The organism is Lysobacter sp. Soil_N_51 (assembly GCF_057655755.1).
In genome coordinates this window covers 359539-372654 of sequence record NZ_JBDGLR010000006.1, presented here as the reverse complement: position 1 = coordinate 372654, position 13116 = coordinate 359539, and the positions used below count along the sequence as shown (strand labels likewise).

The window sequence follows — 13116 nt, the reverse complement described above, 5'->3', positions numbered from 1 at the left end:
CGCGCGTCGAATACGTCGGGTTCCACCACGCATTCCTAATCCCTGCGCCCTTGCGCGCCCCAGGACTCGCCCGCGTCGTCATGAAGTCCCTCCTGCCCTTGCTTTTGGCCACGCTGACCGGCGCGGCCCTCCCCGGCAGCGCGTTCGCGCTGGAGCCGTTCGTGGCCAATTACCAGGTCTTCAACGGCGGCAAGGCGCTCGGCGACGCGACCATGCAGGTCAAGCCCGAGGGCGGCCACTGGCGCATCGACCTCGACATCCGCGCCGAGCACGGCATGATGGGCCTGACCGGCGCGGCCGCGCAGCAGAGCACGCTGTTCGATCTGGTCGGCGAAACCTACCGGCCGTTGAGCCAGACCATGGTGCGCAAGGTGTTGTTCTCCAAGCGGATCATCACCGGCACCTACGACTGGACCCAGCATGCCGCGCAATGGACCGGCGACATCAAGGAGCACCGGCGCAAGCCGATCGCCTTGCAGGACGGCGACATGAGCGGCCTGCTGATCAACCTGGCGGTGGTCCGCGACGCCCAGCCCGGCAAGACCCTGAATTACCGGTTCGTGGATTCCGGCCGCCTGCGCCCCCATCAATACCTGGTGAGCCAGGACCTGGAAGGCGTCAAGGTCGACGATATGAGCTTCAACGCGATGCGCGTCAACCGCGTGCAGAGCGGCAACGAGGAAACATCCATTTGGGTGGTCGACGGCGTTCCCACCCCCGTGCGCATCCTGCAGCGCGAAGATGGCCAGGACACTTACGATCTGCGCCTGGTCGAATACAAAGGAGTCAACGGATCATGAGCCACCGCACCGACCGCACCGTAACGGTCAGCACCTTCAAGACCGGCTTGGCCGTGCTCGCCGCGGCCCTGGCCGTCGTCAGCGCGCCCGCGCTCGCGGTCAAGCCGTTCAGCGCCGACTACTCGGCCAGCTACATGGGCATGCAGGGCAACGGCCGCATGACCGTCGCCGCCGAGGGCAACCGCTGGAAGTACAGCCTGTCGATCACCAGCCCGCTGGCCGATCTGCAGCAGTCGACCGTGTTCGAGGACAGCAACGGCCAGTTGCGTCCGGTCAGCGGCAGCGATTCGAGCAAGGTGCTGACCAAGAAGAAGTCGATCAACGCCAGCTACGACTGGTCGCGCAGCGTGGCGACCTGGACCGGCGACATCAAGCCCGAGCGCGCCGGCCCGATCAAATTGCAGAGCGGCGACCTCGACGCGTTGCTGGTCAACCTGGCCCTGGTGCGCGACGCCAACGCCGGCAAGCCGATGAGCTACCGCATGGTCGAGAGCGGCCGGGTCAAGCAACTGAGCTACACGGTGGTCGGCAAGGAAGCGATCACCGTCGGCGGCAAATCGCAGCAGGCGACCAAGGTCTCGAGCAAGAACGGCGACAAGGAAACCATCGCCTGGGTCGTGCCGGGCATGCCGGTGCCGGCGCGCATTTTGCAGCGCGAAAACGGCAGCGACGCGATCGATCTGCGGGTGCAGGCGGTGCGGTGAGTCGCGCTTGTCGCGGCGAGTAGTCGATGCATGCGAGAAACAATAAAAGCCCCGCGGTCGCGGGGCTTTTTCATTGCCGAAAACGCAGGTTCGCTTGACGCCATCGGCGTTTACCTGGGCAAGCGAGCTACAGGCTCCCTCTCCCGCTTGCGGGAGAGGGAATGTTACGCAGCAGGCTGGTTATCGCGCGGTATCACCCCACGCGCCGAATCTTCGCGCCCAATCCCGACAGCTTCTCCTCGATGTTCTCGTAACCGCGATCGAGGTGATAAATGCGATCGATCGTGGTCTCGCCCTGCGCCACCAGGCCCGCCAAAATCAGCGAGGCCGAGGCGCGCAGGTCGGTCGCCATCACCGGCGCGCCGCTGAGCCTGGCGGCGCCGCGGATCACCGCGGTGTGGCCGTCGACGCGGATGTCGGCGCCCAGGCGTAGCAGTTCGTTGACGTGCATGAAGCGGTTTTCGAAGATCGTCTCGTTGATCACGCCCACGCCCTCGGCGATGCAGTTGAGCGCCATGAACTGCGCCTGCATGTCGGTCGGGAACGCCGGGTACGGCGCGGTCACCAGGTCCACGGCGCGCGCGCGGCGGCCGCCCATGTCCAGGGTGATGCGATCGCCGTCGACTTCGATCGCAGCGCCGGCGTCGCGCAATTTGTCCAACACCGAATCGAGCGTGTCGGCGCGGCTGCGGGTGGTGGTGACGCGGCCGCCAGTCATCGCCGCGGCGACCAGGAAGGTGCCGGTTTCGATGCGGTCGGGCAGCACGTCGTGGCTGCCGCCGTGCAGTTTTTCCACGCCATGAACGATGATCCGGCCGCTGCCGGCGTGTTCGATGTTCGCGCCGAGCGCGTTGAGGCAATCGGCCAGATCGACGACTTCCGGCTCCATCGCCGCGTTCTCGATCACGCTGGTGCCTTCGGCCAGGGCCGCGGCCATGAGCACGTTCTCGGTGCCGGTCACGCTCACCACGTCGAAGACGAAGCGCGCGCCCTTCAGTCGGCCGTTGCGGCGGGCCTTGATGTAGCCGTTTTCGACCGAGATCTCGGCGCCGAGCGCCTGCAGGCCCTTGATGTGCTGGTCGACCGGACGCGAACCGATCGCGCAACCACCAGGCAGCGACACTTCGGCCTGGCCGTACTTGGCCAGCAGCGGGCCGAGCACCAGCACCGAGGCGCGCATGGTCTTGACCAGTTCGTACGGCGCGACATGGCTGTTGACCGTGGTCGGATCGACCGTGATCGTCGCGCCCTCGCTGGTCACGCCGGCGCCCAGCTCGCCCAGCAGCTTGGCGGTGGTCAGCACGTCGTGCAGTCGCGGCACGTTGCGGATCGTCACCGGCGCGTCGGCCAGCAAGGTCGCGCACAGAATCGGCAGGACGGCGTTCTTGGCACCGGAAATCTGGACTTCGCCGTTGAGCGGCTGGCCGCCTTCGACCACGATTTTTTGCATTTTGAGGGCCGGGATTCGAGATTGGTGATTAGGGATTGGACAGAGCAGAGCCGGGCGGACGATTCGAATTCGGCAAGCCGAATCACGAATCACTGATCCCGGCTACTCATGGTACGAGCGAGTCGATCGGATTGAATGAGGTCGCGGTGAAGTCGAGGCAGCGGTCGAGCCGCTGTGCGAATCCCGAATCACGAATCCCCAATCCCGGCTTCTTCAGGCGTCAACGTCTTCAACGCCAAGGCATGAATCTCGCCGCCCATGCGCTCGCCCAGGGTCGCGTAGACCAAGCGGTGGCGGGCCAGCGGCAGCTTGCCGCGGAAGGCTTCGGCCACGACCGTGGCCTCGAAATGGACGCCGTCGTCGCCCTGGACCCGCGCTTGCGCGCCGGGCAGGCCGTTTTCGATCAGGGTGCGGATGGTTTCGGCGTTCACGTATCGGGAGCCTTTGGACTGACGGACCGGCGGGGCCGGACGGTGGGCGGAGCGGCGACCGGGCCGGCCCAGACGCGCTGGACGGGACGGAAGCCGGCTGAATGGGCGGTGCCCCGGTCCGACGCGGATCTGCCGTGGGGCACGGCGCTGGACGGGCGAACCGCTTAGAATTGACGGATTAGCCTAGCGGAAAGCCCTCCGGTCCGAAATGGCGACCTTCGAAACGGCGATTTCTATGATCAGTCCCGCACCGTCCCTGCTCGATCCCAGCGGCGCCACCGAGGCCGGCCTGGCCACCAGCGGCCGGCGCGTGTTCGAGATCGAGGCGCAGGCCCTGGCCGCGGTCGCCGCGCGTATCGACGGCGACTTCACTGCGGCCTGCAAGTTGATTTTGCGCGCCAAAGGCCGCGTGGTCTGCACCGGAATGGGCAAGTCGGGCCACATCGCGCGCAAGATCGCCGCGACCCTGGCCTCGACCGGCACGCCCTCGTTCTACGTCCACCCGGGCGAGGCCGGCCACGGCGACCTGGGCATGATCACCGACACCGACGTGGTCCTGGCCCTGTCCTACTCGGGCGAAAGCGACGAAGTGCTGATGCTGCTGCCGGTGCTCAAGCGCCAGGGCAACGCGGTGATCGGCATGACCGGGCGGCCGCAATCGACCCTGGCCCGCGAATCCGACGTCCACCTCGACGTCAGCGTCCCGGCCGAGGCCTGTCCGCTGGCGCTGGCGCCGACCTCCAGCACCACCGCCTCGCTGGCGATGGGCGACGCGATCGCGGTCGCGCTGCTCGAGGCGCGCGGCTTCACCGCCGACGACTTCGCCCGCTCGCACCCGGCCGGCGCGCTCGGCCGGCGCCTGCTGCTGCACATCACCGACATCATGCATGCCGGCGACGAGGTGCCCACGGTCGGCGCCGAGGCCAGCGTCAGCGAGGCCCTGGTCGAAATGAGCCGCAAGCGCCTGGGCATGACCGCGGTGGTCGACGAGGCCCATCGCCTGATCGGCCTGTACACCGACGGCGACTTGCGCCGCACCCTCGACGACCCCGGCGTGGATCTGCGCTCGACCCATATCAACGAGGTCATGACCCGCTCGCCCAAGACCATCGGTGCCGACGCGCTCGCGGTGGAAGCCGCGCAGCTGATGGAAACGCACAAGATCAGCGGCCTGCTGGTCGTGGACACTGAACGCCGCGTGGTCGGTGCCCTGAACATTCACGACTTGTTGCGGGCCAGAGTGGTTTAACGGCCGGGATTGGGGAATCGGGATTCGGGATTCGCAACAGCGGCTCTCTCGGCCCAGCCCGCATCCCTCGATCTGCTTTCGCTCTTTCGAATCCCAAATCCCGAATCCCCAATCCCGTGCCATACAGCCACCTAAACGACTACCCCGCCGCCATCCGCGAACGCGCCGCGCGCATCCGGCTGGCCTGCTTCGACGTCGACGGCACCTTGACCGACGGTCGGCTGACCTTCGACAGCACCGGGCGTGAGTACAAGAGCTTCCATGTCCAAGACGGCCAGGGCTTGGCGCTGTTGCGCAAGGTCGGCATCGCCGTGCATTTCGTGACCGCGCGCGGCGGCGCCATCGCCGCCCACCGCGCCGCCGAACTCGGCGCGACCTCGCACGGCGACGTCAAGGACAAGCTGGTCTGCGTCAAGCTGATCGCCGAGAGCCTGGGGCTCACGCTGGAACAGGTCGCTTTCATGGGCGACGACCTCGCCGATCTGCGGATCCTGCCGCACGTCGGCCTGGCGGTCGCGCCGGCCAACGCGCACCCGTGGGTGCGCGAGCGCGTGCATTGGCGCACGGTGGCGCGCGGCGGCGAAGGCGCGGCGCGCGAACTGTGCGATCTGCTGCTGGCCGCGCAAGGCCACGCCGAAGACATCCTGGCCGGAGCGCTGGGATGAGCTGGCGCGGCATGCTCACCCTGATCCTGCTCACCGCCGCCGCGCTCAGCGGCTGGGCGCTGTGGTCGCAACGCGAAAAGCCGGCATCCGCTCCCACCAGCACGCGTCCGGACTACGTGCTCAACGATTTCGAGGCGGTCGTGCTCGACAAGCAGGGCAAGGAATCGTTCACCCTGCGCGCGCCGAAGCTGACCCGCGACCCCAACGTCAAGACCATGGACATCACCACGCCGGTGTTCCTGATCCCGGCCAAGCCCGGCGCCAACGGCGGGCCGTGGGAAGTGAAGTCGCAACGCGGCTGGGTCAGCGCCGAGGCCGACGAAGTGCGCCTGCGCGGACAGGTCCACGCCGACAGCACCAACGCCGAAGGCAAGCCCATCAACATCACCACCGAGGAACTGAACGTGTTCCCCGACGCGAACAAGGCCACTTCGGCCGTCCCGGTCAAGATGCTCCAGCCCGGTATTACAATGAATGGCTCGGGATTGCAGGCCGATCTCGAAACCAAGAACGTCATCATTCCCAACGTCAAGGTCCGCTATGAAGCGAAAGCTCGCTAATTTGCTCGCGCTGTGCCTGGTCGCCGTTGCACTGGCGCCGGCGGCCGTGCTCGCGCGCTCCTCGGATCGCAATCAGCCCACCGACATCGACGCCGACAGCAGCAACTGCTCGGTCAGCAACGACACCGCGCCGTGCGTGATGACCGGCAACGTCAAGATCGTCCAGGGCACCCTGGTCATCAACGCCGCCAAGGCCGACCTCAAGCGCAGCAACGGCGAGGTCACCTACGTGACCATGACCGGCTCGCAGGTCACCATCAAGCAACAGCTCGACGACGGTTCGCCGTTCGCCGGTCGCGCCAACAAGGTCGACTACGACATGCCGAAGGAAATCATCATCCTGACCGGCAACGCCTTCGTCGACAAAGCCGGCGACACGATCAAGAGCGAACGCATTGTCTACAACTCCAAGACCGGCCAGATCGAGAGCGGCGGCACCGGCGGTCGCGTCAACATGCGCCTGCAACCCAAGAGCAAGACCGCCGCGCCGGCCAAGGGAGGCGGTTGATGCTGGTCGCTCAAGGCCTGCGCAAGGCGTACCGCCAGCGCGAAGTCGTGCGCGACTTCGGCCTGACCCTCGAAGCCGGTGAAGTGGTCGGCCTGCTCGGCCCCAACGGCGCCGGCAAGACGACGTGCTTCTACATGATCGTCGGCCTGGTGCCGGCCGATGCCGGCTCGATCGTGCTCGACGGCAAGGACATCACCGCCGAGCCGATGTACGCGCGCGCCAAGTACGGCGTGGGTTATCTGCCGCAGGAACCCTCCGTCTTCCGCAAGCTCAGCGTCGCCGACAACCTGCGCCTAGTGCTGGAACTGCGCGACGACCTCGACCGCGCCGGCATCGAACGCGAACTGGGCAGTCTGATGGACGAACTGCAGGTGACCCACGTCGCCGACCAGCTCGGTGCCAGCCTGTCCGGCGGCGAACGCCGTCGTGTGGAAATCGCGCGCGCTTTGGCTGCACGCCCGCGCCTGATGCTGCTGGACGAACCCTTCGCCGGTGTCGATCCCATTTCGGTCGGCGAGATCCAGCGAATCGTGCGCCACCTCAAGAATCGCGGGATCGGTGTCCTCATCACCGACCACAACGTGCGCGAAACCTTGGGCATTTGCGATCGTGCGTATATCCTCAACGACGGCGGCGTGCTCGCGCAGGGGGCTCCGGACGCGCTGCTGGCCAATCCCGATGTCCGTCGCGTCTATCTGGGCGAAACGTTCCGCTTGTAACCTGTCGGTTGCCGGGCGCGTAACGACGCCCGCGACGCGCGACTCGGCCGCCGTCTCTGGTCGCCTATTCAGGTCGCGTCTGCAATCGATGATGAAGCCCCGCCTCCAAGCCTCACTCGGACAACAGCTGGTGATGACGCCGCAATTGCGTCAGGCGATTCGCCTGCTGCAGTTGTCGGCGGTGGAACTTGAGGCCGAGCTCGCGACCGCCGTGGAAAGCAATCCGCTGCTCGACTGGACCGAACCGTCCGCGGCCGAGGACGAGCCGCGCGTGGTCGTGCCCAGCGGCGAGGAAGGCGGCGGCAGCGAGGCCGGCAGCACTACCGAAGCGCCGGTCGCCGAGCCCGAGTGGACCATGGACGACGGCGAGACGTGGTACGAACGGGTCGGCCCCTCCGATCACGACGAAGACTCGCCCGCAGCCGAACAGGTCGCCGATGCCGAGACCCTGCTCGATCACCTGCTGTGGCAATTGCATCTGAGCCCGCTGTCGCAGCGCGACCGCAGCATCGGCGTGGCCCTGATCGAAGCGATCGACGACGACGGTTATCTGCGCGAACCGCTCGATGCGATCGCCGCATCGCTCGCGCCGGAACTGAGCGTCGGCGAAGACGAAGTGGTCACCGTGCTGCATCAGGTGCAGCGTTTCGACCCGGTCGGCGTGGCCGCGCGTTCGCTCGGCGAGTGCCTCAACCTGCAACTGGGCACCTTGCCCGACAACACCCCGGGCAAGGCGCTGGCCGCGCAGATCGCCAGCGGCCCGCTCGAACGCCTGCCGCGCGTCGGCGTGGCCGGATTGGCCAGCGAACTCAAGCTCGACACCGCCCAGGTCGACACCGCGGTGCAGTTGCTGCGCTCGCTCGACCCGCGTCCGGGCGCGCAGATGGGCGCGATTTCCACCGACACCTACGTCACGCCCGACGTGGTGATCTGGCGTCAGCAAGGCCTGTGGCGGGTCGCGTTGTCGGAATCGATGCGTCCGCGCATCTCGATCCATCGCGGCTACGAAGGCATGATCCGCCACGCCAGCGCGTCGGATGCGAGTTACCTGCGCGGTCATCTGCAGGAAGCGCGCTGGTTGCTCAAAAGTCTGGAAGCGCGCGGCGATACCTTGCTGAAAGTGGCGCGCTGCCTGCTCAAGCAACAAGCCGCGTTCCTTGAATTCGGCGATAGCGCGCTGCGGCCGCTGACCTTGCGCGAAGTCGCCACCGAAGTCGGCCTGCACGAATCCACGGTCTCGCGCGCGATCGCGCGCAAGTACGCGCGCACGCCGCGCGGCACCATGCCGCTGCGCGCGTTCTTCGCCTCGGGCATCGACACCGGTTCCGGCGGCGAAGCGTCCAGCACCGCGATCCAGGCGATGATCCGGCGCCTGATCGAAGCGGAGAACCCGCGCAAGCCGCTGTCGGACGCGCGCCTGGCCGAAACCTTGAAGGCCACCGGCGTGCCGGTCGCGCGCCGCACCGTCGCCAAGTACCGCGAAGCGATGAGCATTCCGTCCTCACAGGATCGCGTGCGCATGGCCTGAGGCCGGGGCGCGCGGCCGTTTTCGCACGGCCGTAACATCGGCTCATCTGGAACAGTCACTGCCCCGGCCAGGCGTCGGGCCGCGGCCGCGCGCGCCTCGAAAAACTGCGCAATCTTTATCCGCCAAGGGTTGCAGCGCTCGCTCACCCGATCTCACCGGCCCCGCGCAAACGCCCGACCTTGCCGAGTTGAGCCATTTCAAAACTTTTACATCCCTTGAAAACGCTTGGCCGATCAAGCATTTCCGCCCGGGATAAGACCAAAGGGTTACGCCGGCCTCTTGCGCCGCAGGCTCAGCGTGCGATGCTGGACTCCCTGGTCGGTGGTTCAACGGCCAGGGCGTCACCCGGTTCCATTTCGGTCCGGCAAGACCGGTCGGAACACGTTTCTGCATTCACCCGCGACGTGAAGGAGGTCCCCGATGCGTATCGAAACCCACGGCCAGCAGATTGAAGTCACCGCTCCGCTGCGTGATTACGTTGAAACCAAGCTGGCCCGTCTGCAACGCCACTACGACCAACCCTTCGACGTGCGAATCCAGCTCAGCCTCGACAAGCCCGACCATCGAGCCGAAGCCACCGTCCTGATCGCCGGACGCACCCTGCACTGCGACGCCGCCACCATCGACATGTACGCCGCCATCGATCTGCTCGCCGACAAACTCGACCGCGCATTGATGAAGCACAAGAGCAAGCAGGTCGATCATCATCGCGGCGAAAGCCTCGCCCGCAGCGGCGAATTCGGCTGACCCTTCCCGTCCTTCCGCGCCCGCTTTCCGCCAGCCACTCAAGCACGCCGCCATGCCGCTTTACGATTTGTTGAGCGCACAGCGCGTTGTCATCCTGGAACGACCCGGCGATCGCAACGCAGTGCTTGATACCGCCGCGCAGCTGCTTTGCGAAGGCCATCCGCAAATGACCGCCGCGCTCAGCAAGGGCCTGCAGGAACGCGAAGCACTGGCCAGTACCGCGATCGGCCATGGCGTGGCCATCCCACACGGCCGCACGCCGCTGTTCGAACACAGCCGTGCGGCCTTTTTGCGGCTCGCGCAACCGGTGGATTTCGGCGCGGCCGACGGCCAGCCGGTGGATCTGGTGCTGGCGATGGCCGTGCCCGAGCATCACGTGCAACAGCATCTGCAATTGCTGGCCGAACTGGCCGAACGCTTCGCCGACGAAGCGTTTCGCGAGCGATTGCGCGGCGCGCCGAACGTGGCCGAGTTGAGTTATCGGTTGCTGGATTATTGTCGTCGTAGCGCGGCTTGAGTTTCAGGCAACTCGGCGCCCCTTTTCGACCATCTAGTTCCCACCTGCCGATCCCCCGTTGTAAAAGGGGAGCCAGCGGGGGTTTGCTTTTTTGCTTTTGCTTTTTGCTCAGCAACTCGCGCAAGACAAAAGCGAATCCCCCGCGCTGTGGCATCGACTCGACTTCGAACCCACGCCGGGCGCTCGCCCCCTTATCCAAAGCGGCCATGGGCAACGCATACTGAGAACGCCCCCGGTGCGACACCACCGCCCTTTGCTCGTAAACTTGCCCCATGAGCAAAAGCATCCGTGCAGGCGAACTGTTCGAACAGCAGCGCGACCGCCTGGCGCTGCGCTGGCTGGCCGGCCAACGCGGTGACGGGCGGCTGGTCGAGGCGGTCAATACGGTCGCTCGACGGCCGTCGCTGGCCGGCTATCTCAATGCGATCTACCCGAACAAGGTCCAGATCCTCGGCACCGAGGAACTGACCTGGCTGGACGGGCTGGATTCGCGGCTGCGCTGGGAAACGATCGAGAAGATCATCCAGTTCCGGCCGCTGGCGCTGGTCATCAGCAAGGACCAGCCCTGCCCCGAGGACCTGCGCATCGCCGCCGAGGAAACCGACACCCCGCTGTGGGTGTCGCCGCGGCGCGGGCACGAGTTGCTCAATCACCTGCAATACCATCTGGCCCGCGCGCTGGCGCCGCAGATCACCCTGCACGGCGTGTTCATGGAGATCTATTCGATCGGCGTGTTGATCACCGGCGAATCGGGCTCGGGCAAAAGCGAGTTGGCGCTGGAATTGGTGACGCGCGGGCATCGGTTGGTCGCCGACGATGCGCCCGAGTTCACCCAGATCGCCCCCGACGTGCTCGACGGCACCTGCCCGGACATGCTGCAGGACCTGCTGGAAGTGCGCGGCCTGGGCGTGCTCAATATCCGCCAGATGTTCGGCGACACCGCGGTGAAGAACAACAAATACCTGCGCCTGATCGTGCATCTGACCAAGCCGATGAGCGAGCCCAAGCCGGCCGGCATCGAGCGTCTGACCGGCGACACCGGCCTGCGTCGGGTGCTGGACCTGGACGTGCCGATGATCACCCTGCCGGTCATGCCCGGCCGCAACCTGGCGGTGCTGACCGAAGCGGCCACGCGCCTGCACAGCTTGCGCATGAAAGGGCTCGACCCGGCCGCGGCCTTCATCGCCCGGCACAGCAACTTCCTGGAGCGCGGCGAATCGTGAGCACGACCTCATCCCATGGCGCCGGCCCGCACGCGCCGACCGAACCCGCGCGGCTCGAATCCGGCCCGCTCGAATCCGGCCTGCTCGAACCCAGTATGTTCACCCTGGTGATCGTCAGCGGCATGTCCGGCTCGGGCAAGTCGGTGGCGCTCAACACCTTCGAAGACCTGGGCTTCTACTGCGTCGACAATCTGCCGGCCGAGCTGCTGCCGCAGTTCGTGCAGAACGTGATCAAGGCCGAGGACGGCATGCCGACCAAGCTCGCGGTCGGCATCGACGTGCGCAACCGCCACAGCGATCTGGCCAATATTCCGGAATGGCTGTCGGCGGTCGGCGCGCTCGGCGCCGATCCGAAGCTGGTGTATTTCGAATCCAGCGACGCGGTGCTGCTCAAGCGCTACGCCGACACCCGCCGGCGCCACCCGCTGAGCCAGTTCGGACTGGCCCTGGCCGATGCGATCTCGCTGGAACGCCAGGTGCTCAAGCCGCTGCGCCAGATCGCCGATGCGATCGTCGACACAAGCGAGCTCAACATCCATCAGCTGCGCCGCCACGTCATCACCGAATTCGGCCTCGGCGGCGAAGCGGGCATGTCGTTGTTGTTCGAATCCTTCGCCTATCGCCGCGGCGTGCCGGCCGATGCGGACTTCGTGTTCGACGCGCGCGCATTGCCCAATCCGCACTGGAATCCGGCATTGCGCCCGCTGTCGGGCCGCGACGGCGGCGTGCGCGATTACATGGAAGCGCAGGCCGACGTGAATCTGTACGTCGAGCAGATCAGCCAGTTCCTCGACACCTGGCTGCCGCGCCTGCAGGCCGACAGCACCCGCAGCTACGCGACCATCGCCTTCGGCTGCACCGGCGGACGCCATCGCTCGGTGTATCTGGCCGAACGCCTGGCCGAGCACGCGCGCACCCGCGGCTGGAACGAAGTCGCGGTGCATCATCGCGAGCTGGATTGAGGCAAACGCGCGGGTTGCCGCGATCGCGCGGCCCGATAGCTTGAGTGTGCGCACGCACATCGCCCGCGCCGCGATGCGCGCGATCCTATGCACACGCAACCGCGGACTGAATCGTCGATAAGCCGATCGCCCGCCGCGCGCGTGGACTTACGAAATTTTCCCATCGCCATGCCGCGATGCTTGCATGCCGCCACGTAGGGTCGGAATCGCACGGAGACAACCTCCGGCCTTCCCCCGCTACGGAGCCGCGACATGAATCCCATGACCCGCAGCCTCAGCCAGACACTGAGACCGCTGATGAGCGCGTCCCTGCTCGCGCTTGCAAGCCTGAGCCTGAGTTCGACCGCGTTCGCGCAACACAGCCCGACCACCCCACGCGATGCGTCGATGCAGCGCACCGAGCCGCCGGTCAACGATCAGCGCGGCGACAGCCGCACTCCGCCCGCGCCCGACACCGCGGTCGGCACCGCCACCTTCACCGAACTCGACGCGAACGGCGACGGCAAGATCAGCCGCGACGAGGCCGCGCTAGACGCGTTGCTGGCGGCCAATTTCTCGGTCCGCGACCTCGACGGCGACGGCGCGCTGTCGCCGAACGAGTACCCGGCCGGGCAGAACAAGCCGGCCGAGCGCGGCAAGGTGGTCGACGAAAAATAACTTCGCGATGCGAGCCCGCGTCGCCCCATCTCCCACACAGCGCTGATCCGATCAGCAAAGGATTCCAACTACGATGAACATTCCCCTGCCCCGTCCGCGTCCGCTCGCGGCGATCCTGAGCGCGTTGCTCGCCGCCGGCCTGCTGAGCGCCTGCAACAAGCCGGCCGAGCCGACCGCCGCCGGCCCCGCCGCGACCGCGCCCAGCGACACCACCGCGCCGGCCGACACCACGCCTCCCGGCGAGTTGCCGCCGCCGGCCGATACCCCGCCGAACGACATGCCGCCATCGAACCCGCAACCCAACGATCCGAACGCGCCACCGCCGGCGGACAGCCAGACGCCGCCCAAGCAGTAACGGCGGTTCGATCCACCCCGACGGGCAGCCTGTTGGCTGCC

General features: G+C 66.7%; 16 protein-coding genes. 14 read left to right on the top strand and 2 right to left on the bottom strand.

The window, feature by feature from the left end; translation table 11 throughout:
• Positions 1-80 precede the first annotated feature (80 nt).
• Positions 81-800 carry a DUF3108 domain-containing protein gene (locus AC3A4T_RS13490; protein WP_487675847.1) on the top strand — a complete coding sequence of 240 codons (720 nt, stop codon included), beginning with the start codon at positions 81-83 and terminating at the stop codon, positions 798-800.
• Positions 797-1504, top strand: coding sequence for a DUF3108 domain-containing protein (locus AC3A4T_RS13485; RefSeq protein ID WP_487675846.1), 708 nt, complete (start codon positions 797-799; stop codon positions 1502-1504). Before AC3A4T_RS13490 ends, AC3A4T_RS13485 begins: the two co-directional genes overlap by 4 nt.
• 193 nt (positions 1505-1697) lie before the next feature.
• Here AC3A4T_RS13485 and murA read toward each other — a convergent pair whose 3' ends face one another.
• Positions 1698-2954: a UDP-N-acetylglucosamine 1-carboxyvinyltransferase gene (gene murA, locus AC3A4T_RS13480; protein ID WP_487675845.1), complete on the bottom strand. Its 1257-nt coding sequence runs from the start codon at positions 2952-2954 to the stop codon at positions 1698-1700.
• A 188-nt stretch (positions 2955-3142) separates the two neighbouring features.
• The gene (locus AC3A4T_RS13475; protein ID WP_036102289.1) at positions 3143-3385 is read right to left on the bottom strand and encodes a BolA family protein; all 243 of its coding nucleotides are present in this window, start codon (positions 3383-3385) and stop codon (positions 3143-3145) included.
• Between the two features lie 235 nt (positions 3386-3620).
• Here AC3A4T_RS13475 and AC3A4T_RS13470 point away from each other — a divergent pair, with 235 nt between their 5' ends.
• The 12 genes from AC3A4T_RS13470 (at position 3621) to AC3A4T_RS13415 (ending at position 13075) form a co-directional block, all read left to right on the top strand.
• Entirely contained in the window at positions 3621-4634 is a 1014-nt protein-coding gene (locus AC3A4T_RS13470) for a KpsF/GutQ family sugar-phosphate isomerase (protein ID WP_487675844.1), read from the top strand.
• A 116-nt stretch (positions 4635-4750) separates the two neighbouring features.
• Complete coding sequence (locus tag AC3A4T_RS13465; protein ID WP_487675843.1) at positions 4751-5299, top strand: KdsC family phosphatase; 549 nt, start codon at positions 4751-4753, stop codon at positions 5297-5299.
• Positions 5296-5859 (top strand): LPS export ABC transporter periplasmic protein LptC, encoded by a 564-nt coding sequence (lptC, locus tag AC3A4T_RS13460; protein WP_487675842.1) that lies wholly within the window; start codon positions 5296-5298, stop codon positions 5857-5859. Before AC3A4T_RS13465 ends, lptC begins: the two co-directional genes overlap by 4 nt.
• Positions 5840-6367, top strand: a complete 528-nt coding sequence (lptA, locus tag AC3A4T_RS13455; RefSeq protein ID WP_046655774.1) for a lipopolysaccharide transport periplasmic protein LptA — start codon at positions 5840-5842, stop codon at positions 6365-6367. Before lptC ends, lptA begins: the two co-directional genes overlap by 20 nt.
• Positions 6367-7086 (top strand): LPS export ABC transporter ATP-binding protein, encoded by a 720-nt coding sequence (lptB, locus tag AC3A4T_RS13450; RefSeq protein ID WP_056117120.1) that lies wholly within the window; start codon positions 6367-6369, stop codon positions 7084-7086. The genes lptA and lptB overlap by 1 nt, the downstream gene beginning before the upstream one ends.
• A 91-nt stretch (positions 7087-7177) precedes the next feature.
• A complete protein-coding gene (locus AC3A4T_RS13445; RefSeq protein ID WP_487675841.1) occupies positions 7178-8614 on the top strand; it encodes an RNA polymerase factor sigma-54 in 1437 nt (478 codons plus the stop codon).
• A 420-nt stretch (positions 8615-9034) separates the two neighbouring features.
• On the top strand, positions 9035-9361 hold the full coding sequence (hpf, locus tag AC3A4T_RS13440; protein ID WP_036102305.1) for a ribosome hibernation-promoting factor, HPF/YfiA family: 327 nt from the start codon (positions 9035-9037) through the stop codon (positions 9359-9361).
• Between the two features lie 52 nt (positions 9362-9413).
• Entirely contained in the window at positions 9414-9878 is a 465-nt protein-coding gene (locus AC3A4T_RS13435; protein ID WP_487675840.1) for a PTS sugar transporter subunit IIA, read from the top strand.
• A gap of 272 nt (positions 9879-10150) precedes the next feature.
• Entirely contained in the window at positions 10151-11101 is a 951-nt protein-coding gene (gene hprK / locus AC3A4T_RS13430) for an HPr(Ser) kinase/phosphatase (protein WP_056117125.1), read from the top strand.
• A 95-nt stretch (positions 11102-11196) separates the two neighbouring features.
• Positions 11197-12063 carry an RNase adapter RapZ gene (gene rapZ / locus AC3A4T_RS13425; protein ID WP_036102735.1) on the top strand — a complete coding sequence of 289 codons (867 nt, stop codon included), beginning with the start codon at positions 11197-11199 and terminating at the stop codon, positions 12061-12063.
• Positions 12064-12315: 252 nt separating this feature from the next.
• Positions 12316-12720 carry a hypothetical protein gene (locus AC3A4T_RS13420; RefSeq protein ID WP_487675839.1) on the top strand — a complete coding sequence of 135 codons (405 nt, stop codon included), beginning with the start codon at positions 12316-12318 and terminating at the stop codon, positions 12718-12720.
• A gap of 73 nt (positions 12721-12793) precedes the next feature.
• A complete protein-coding gene (locus AC3A4T_RS13415; protein WP_487675838.1) occupies positions 12794-13075 on the top strand; it encodes a hypothetical protein in 282 nt (93 codons plus the stop codon).
• The last annotated feature ends 41 nt before the right edge of the window (positions 13076-13116 follow it).

What these genes read in the sequence shown, in the direction of transcription:
- lptA (WP_046655774.1), top strand. Translation starts at nt 5,840, where the DNA reads ATGAAGCGAAAGCTCGCTAATTTGCTCGCGCTGTGCCTGGTCGCCGTT.
- AC3A4T_RS13435 (WP_487675840.1), top strand. Translation starts at nt 9,414, where the DNA reads ATGCCGCTTTACGATTTGTTGAGCGCACAGCGCGTTGTCATCCTGGAA.
- rapZ (WP_036102735.1), top strand. Translation starts at nt 11,197, where the DNA reads ATGTTCACCCTGGTGATCGTCAGCGGCATGTCCGGCTCGGGCAAGTCG.
- AC3A4T_RS13415 (WP_487675838.1), top strand. Translation starts at nt 12,794, where the DNA reads ATGAACATTCCCCTGCCCCGTCCGCGTCCGCTCGCGGCGATCCTGAGC.
- AC3A4T_RS13490 (WP_487675847.1), top strand. Translation starts at nt 81, where the DNA reads ATGAAGTCCCTCCTGCCCTTGCTTTTGGCCACGCTGACCGGCGCGGCC.
- AC3A4T_RS13485 (WP_487675846.1), top strand. Translation starts at nt 797, where the DNA reads ATGAGCCACCGCACCGACCGCACCGTAACGGTCAGCACCTTCAAGACC.
- AC3A4T_RS13420 (WP_487675839.1), top strand. Translation starts at nt 12,316, where the DNA reads ATGAATCCCATGACCCGCAGCCTCAGCCAGACACTGAGACCGCTGATG.
- lptB (WP_056117120.1), top strand. Translation starts at nt 6,367, where the DNA reads ATGCTGGTCGCTCAAGGCCTGCGCAAGGCGTACCGCCAGCGCGAAGTC.
- hprK (WP_056117125.1), top strand. Translation starts at nt 10,151, where the DNA reads ATGAGCAAAAGCATCCGTGCAGGCGAACTGTTCGAACAGCAGCGCGAC.
- murA (WP_487675845.1), bottom strand. Translation starts at nt 2,954, where the DNA reads ATGCAAAAAATCGTGGTCGAAGGCGGCCAGCCGCTCAACGGCGAAGTC.
- hpf (WP_036102305.1), top strand. Translation starts at nt 9,035, where the DNA reads ATGCGTATCGAAACCCACGGCCAGCAGATTGAAGTCACCGCTCCGCTG.
- AC3A4T_RS13470 (WP_487675844.1), top strand. Translation starts at nt 3,621, where the DNA reads ATGATCAGTCCCGCACCGTCCCTGCTCGATCCCAGCGGCGCCACCGAG.
- lptC (WP_487675842.1), top strand. Translation starts at nt 5,296, where the DNA reads ATGAGCTGGCGCGGCATGCTCACCCTGATCCTGCTCACCGCCGCCGCG.
- AC3A4T_RS13445 (WP_487675841.1), top strand. Translation starts at nt 7,178, where the DNA reads ATGAAGCCCCGCCTCCAAGCCTCACTCGGACAACAGCTGGTGATGACG.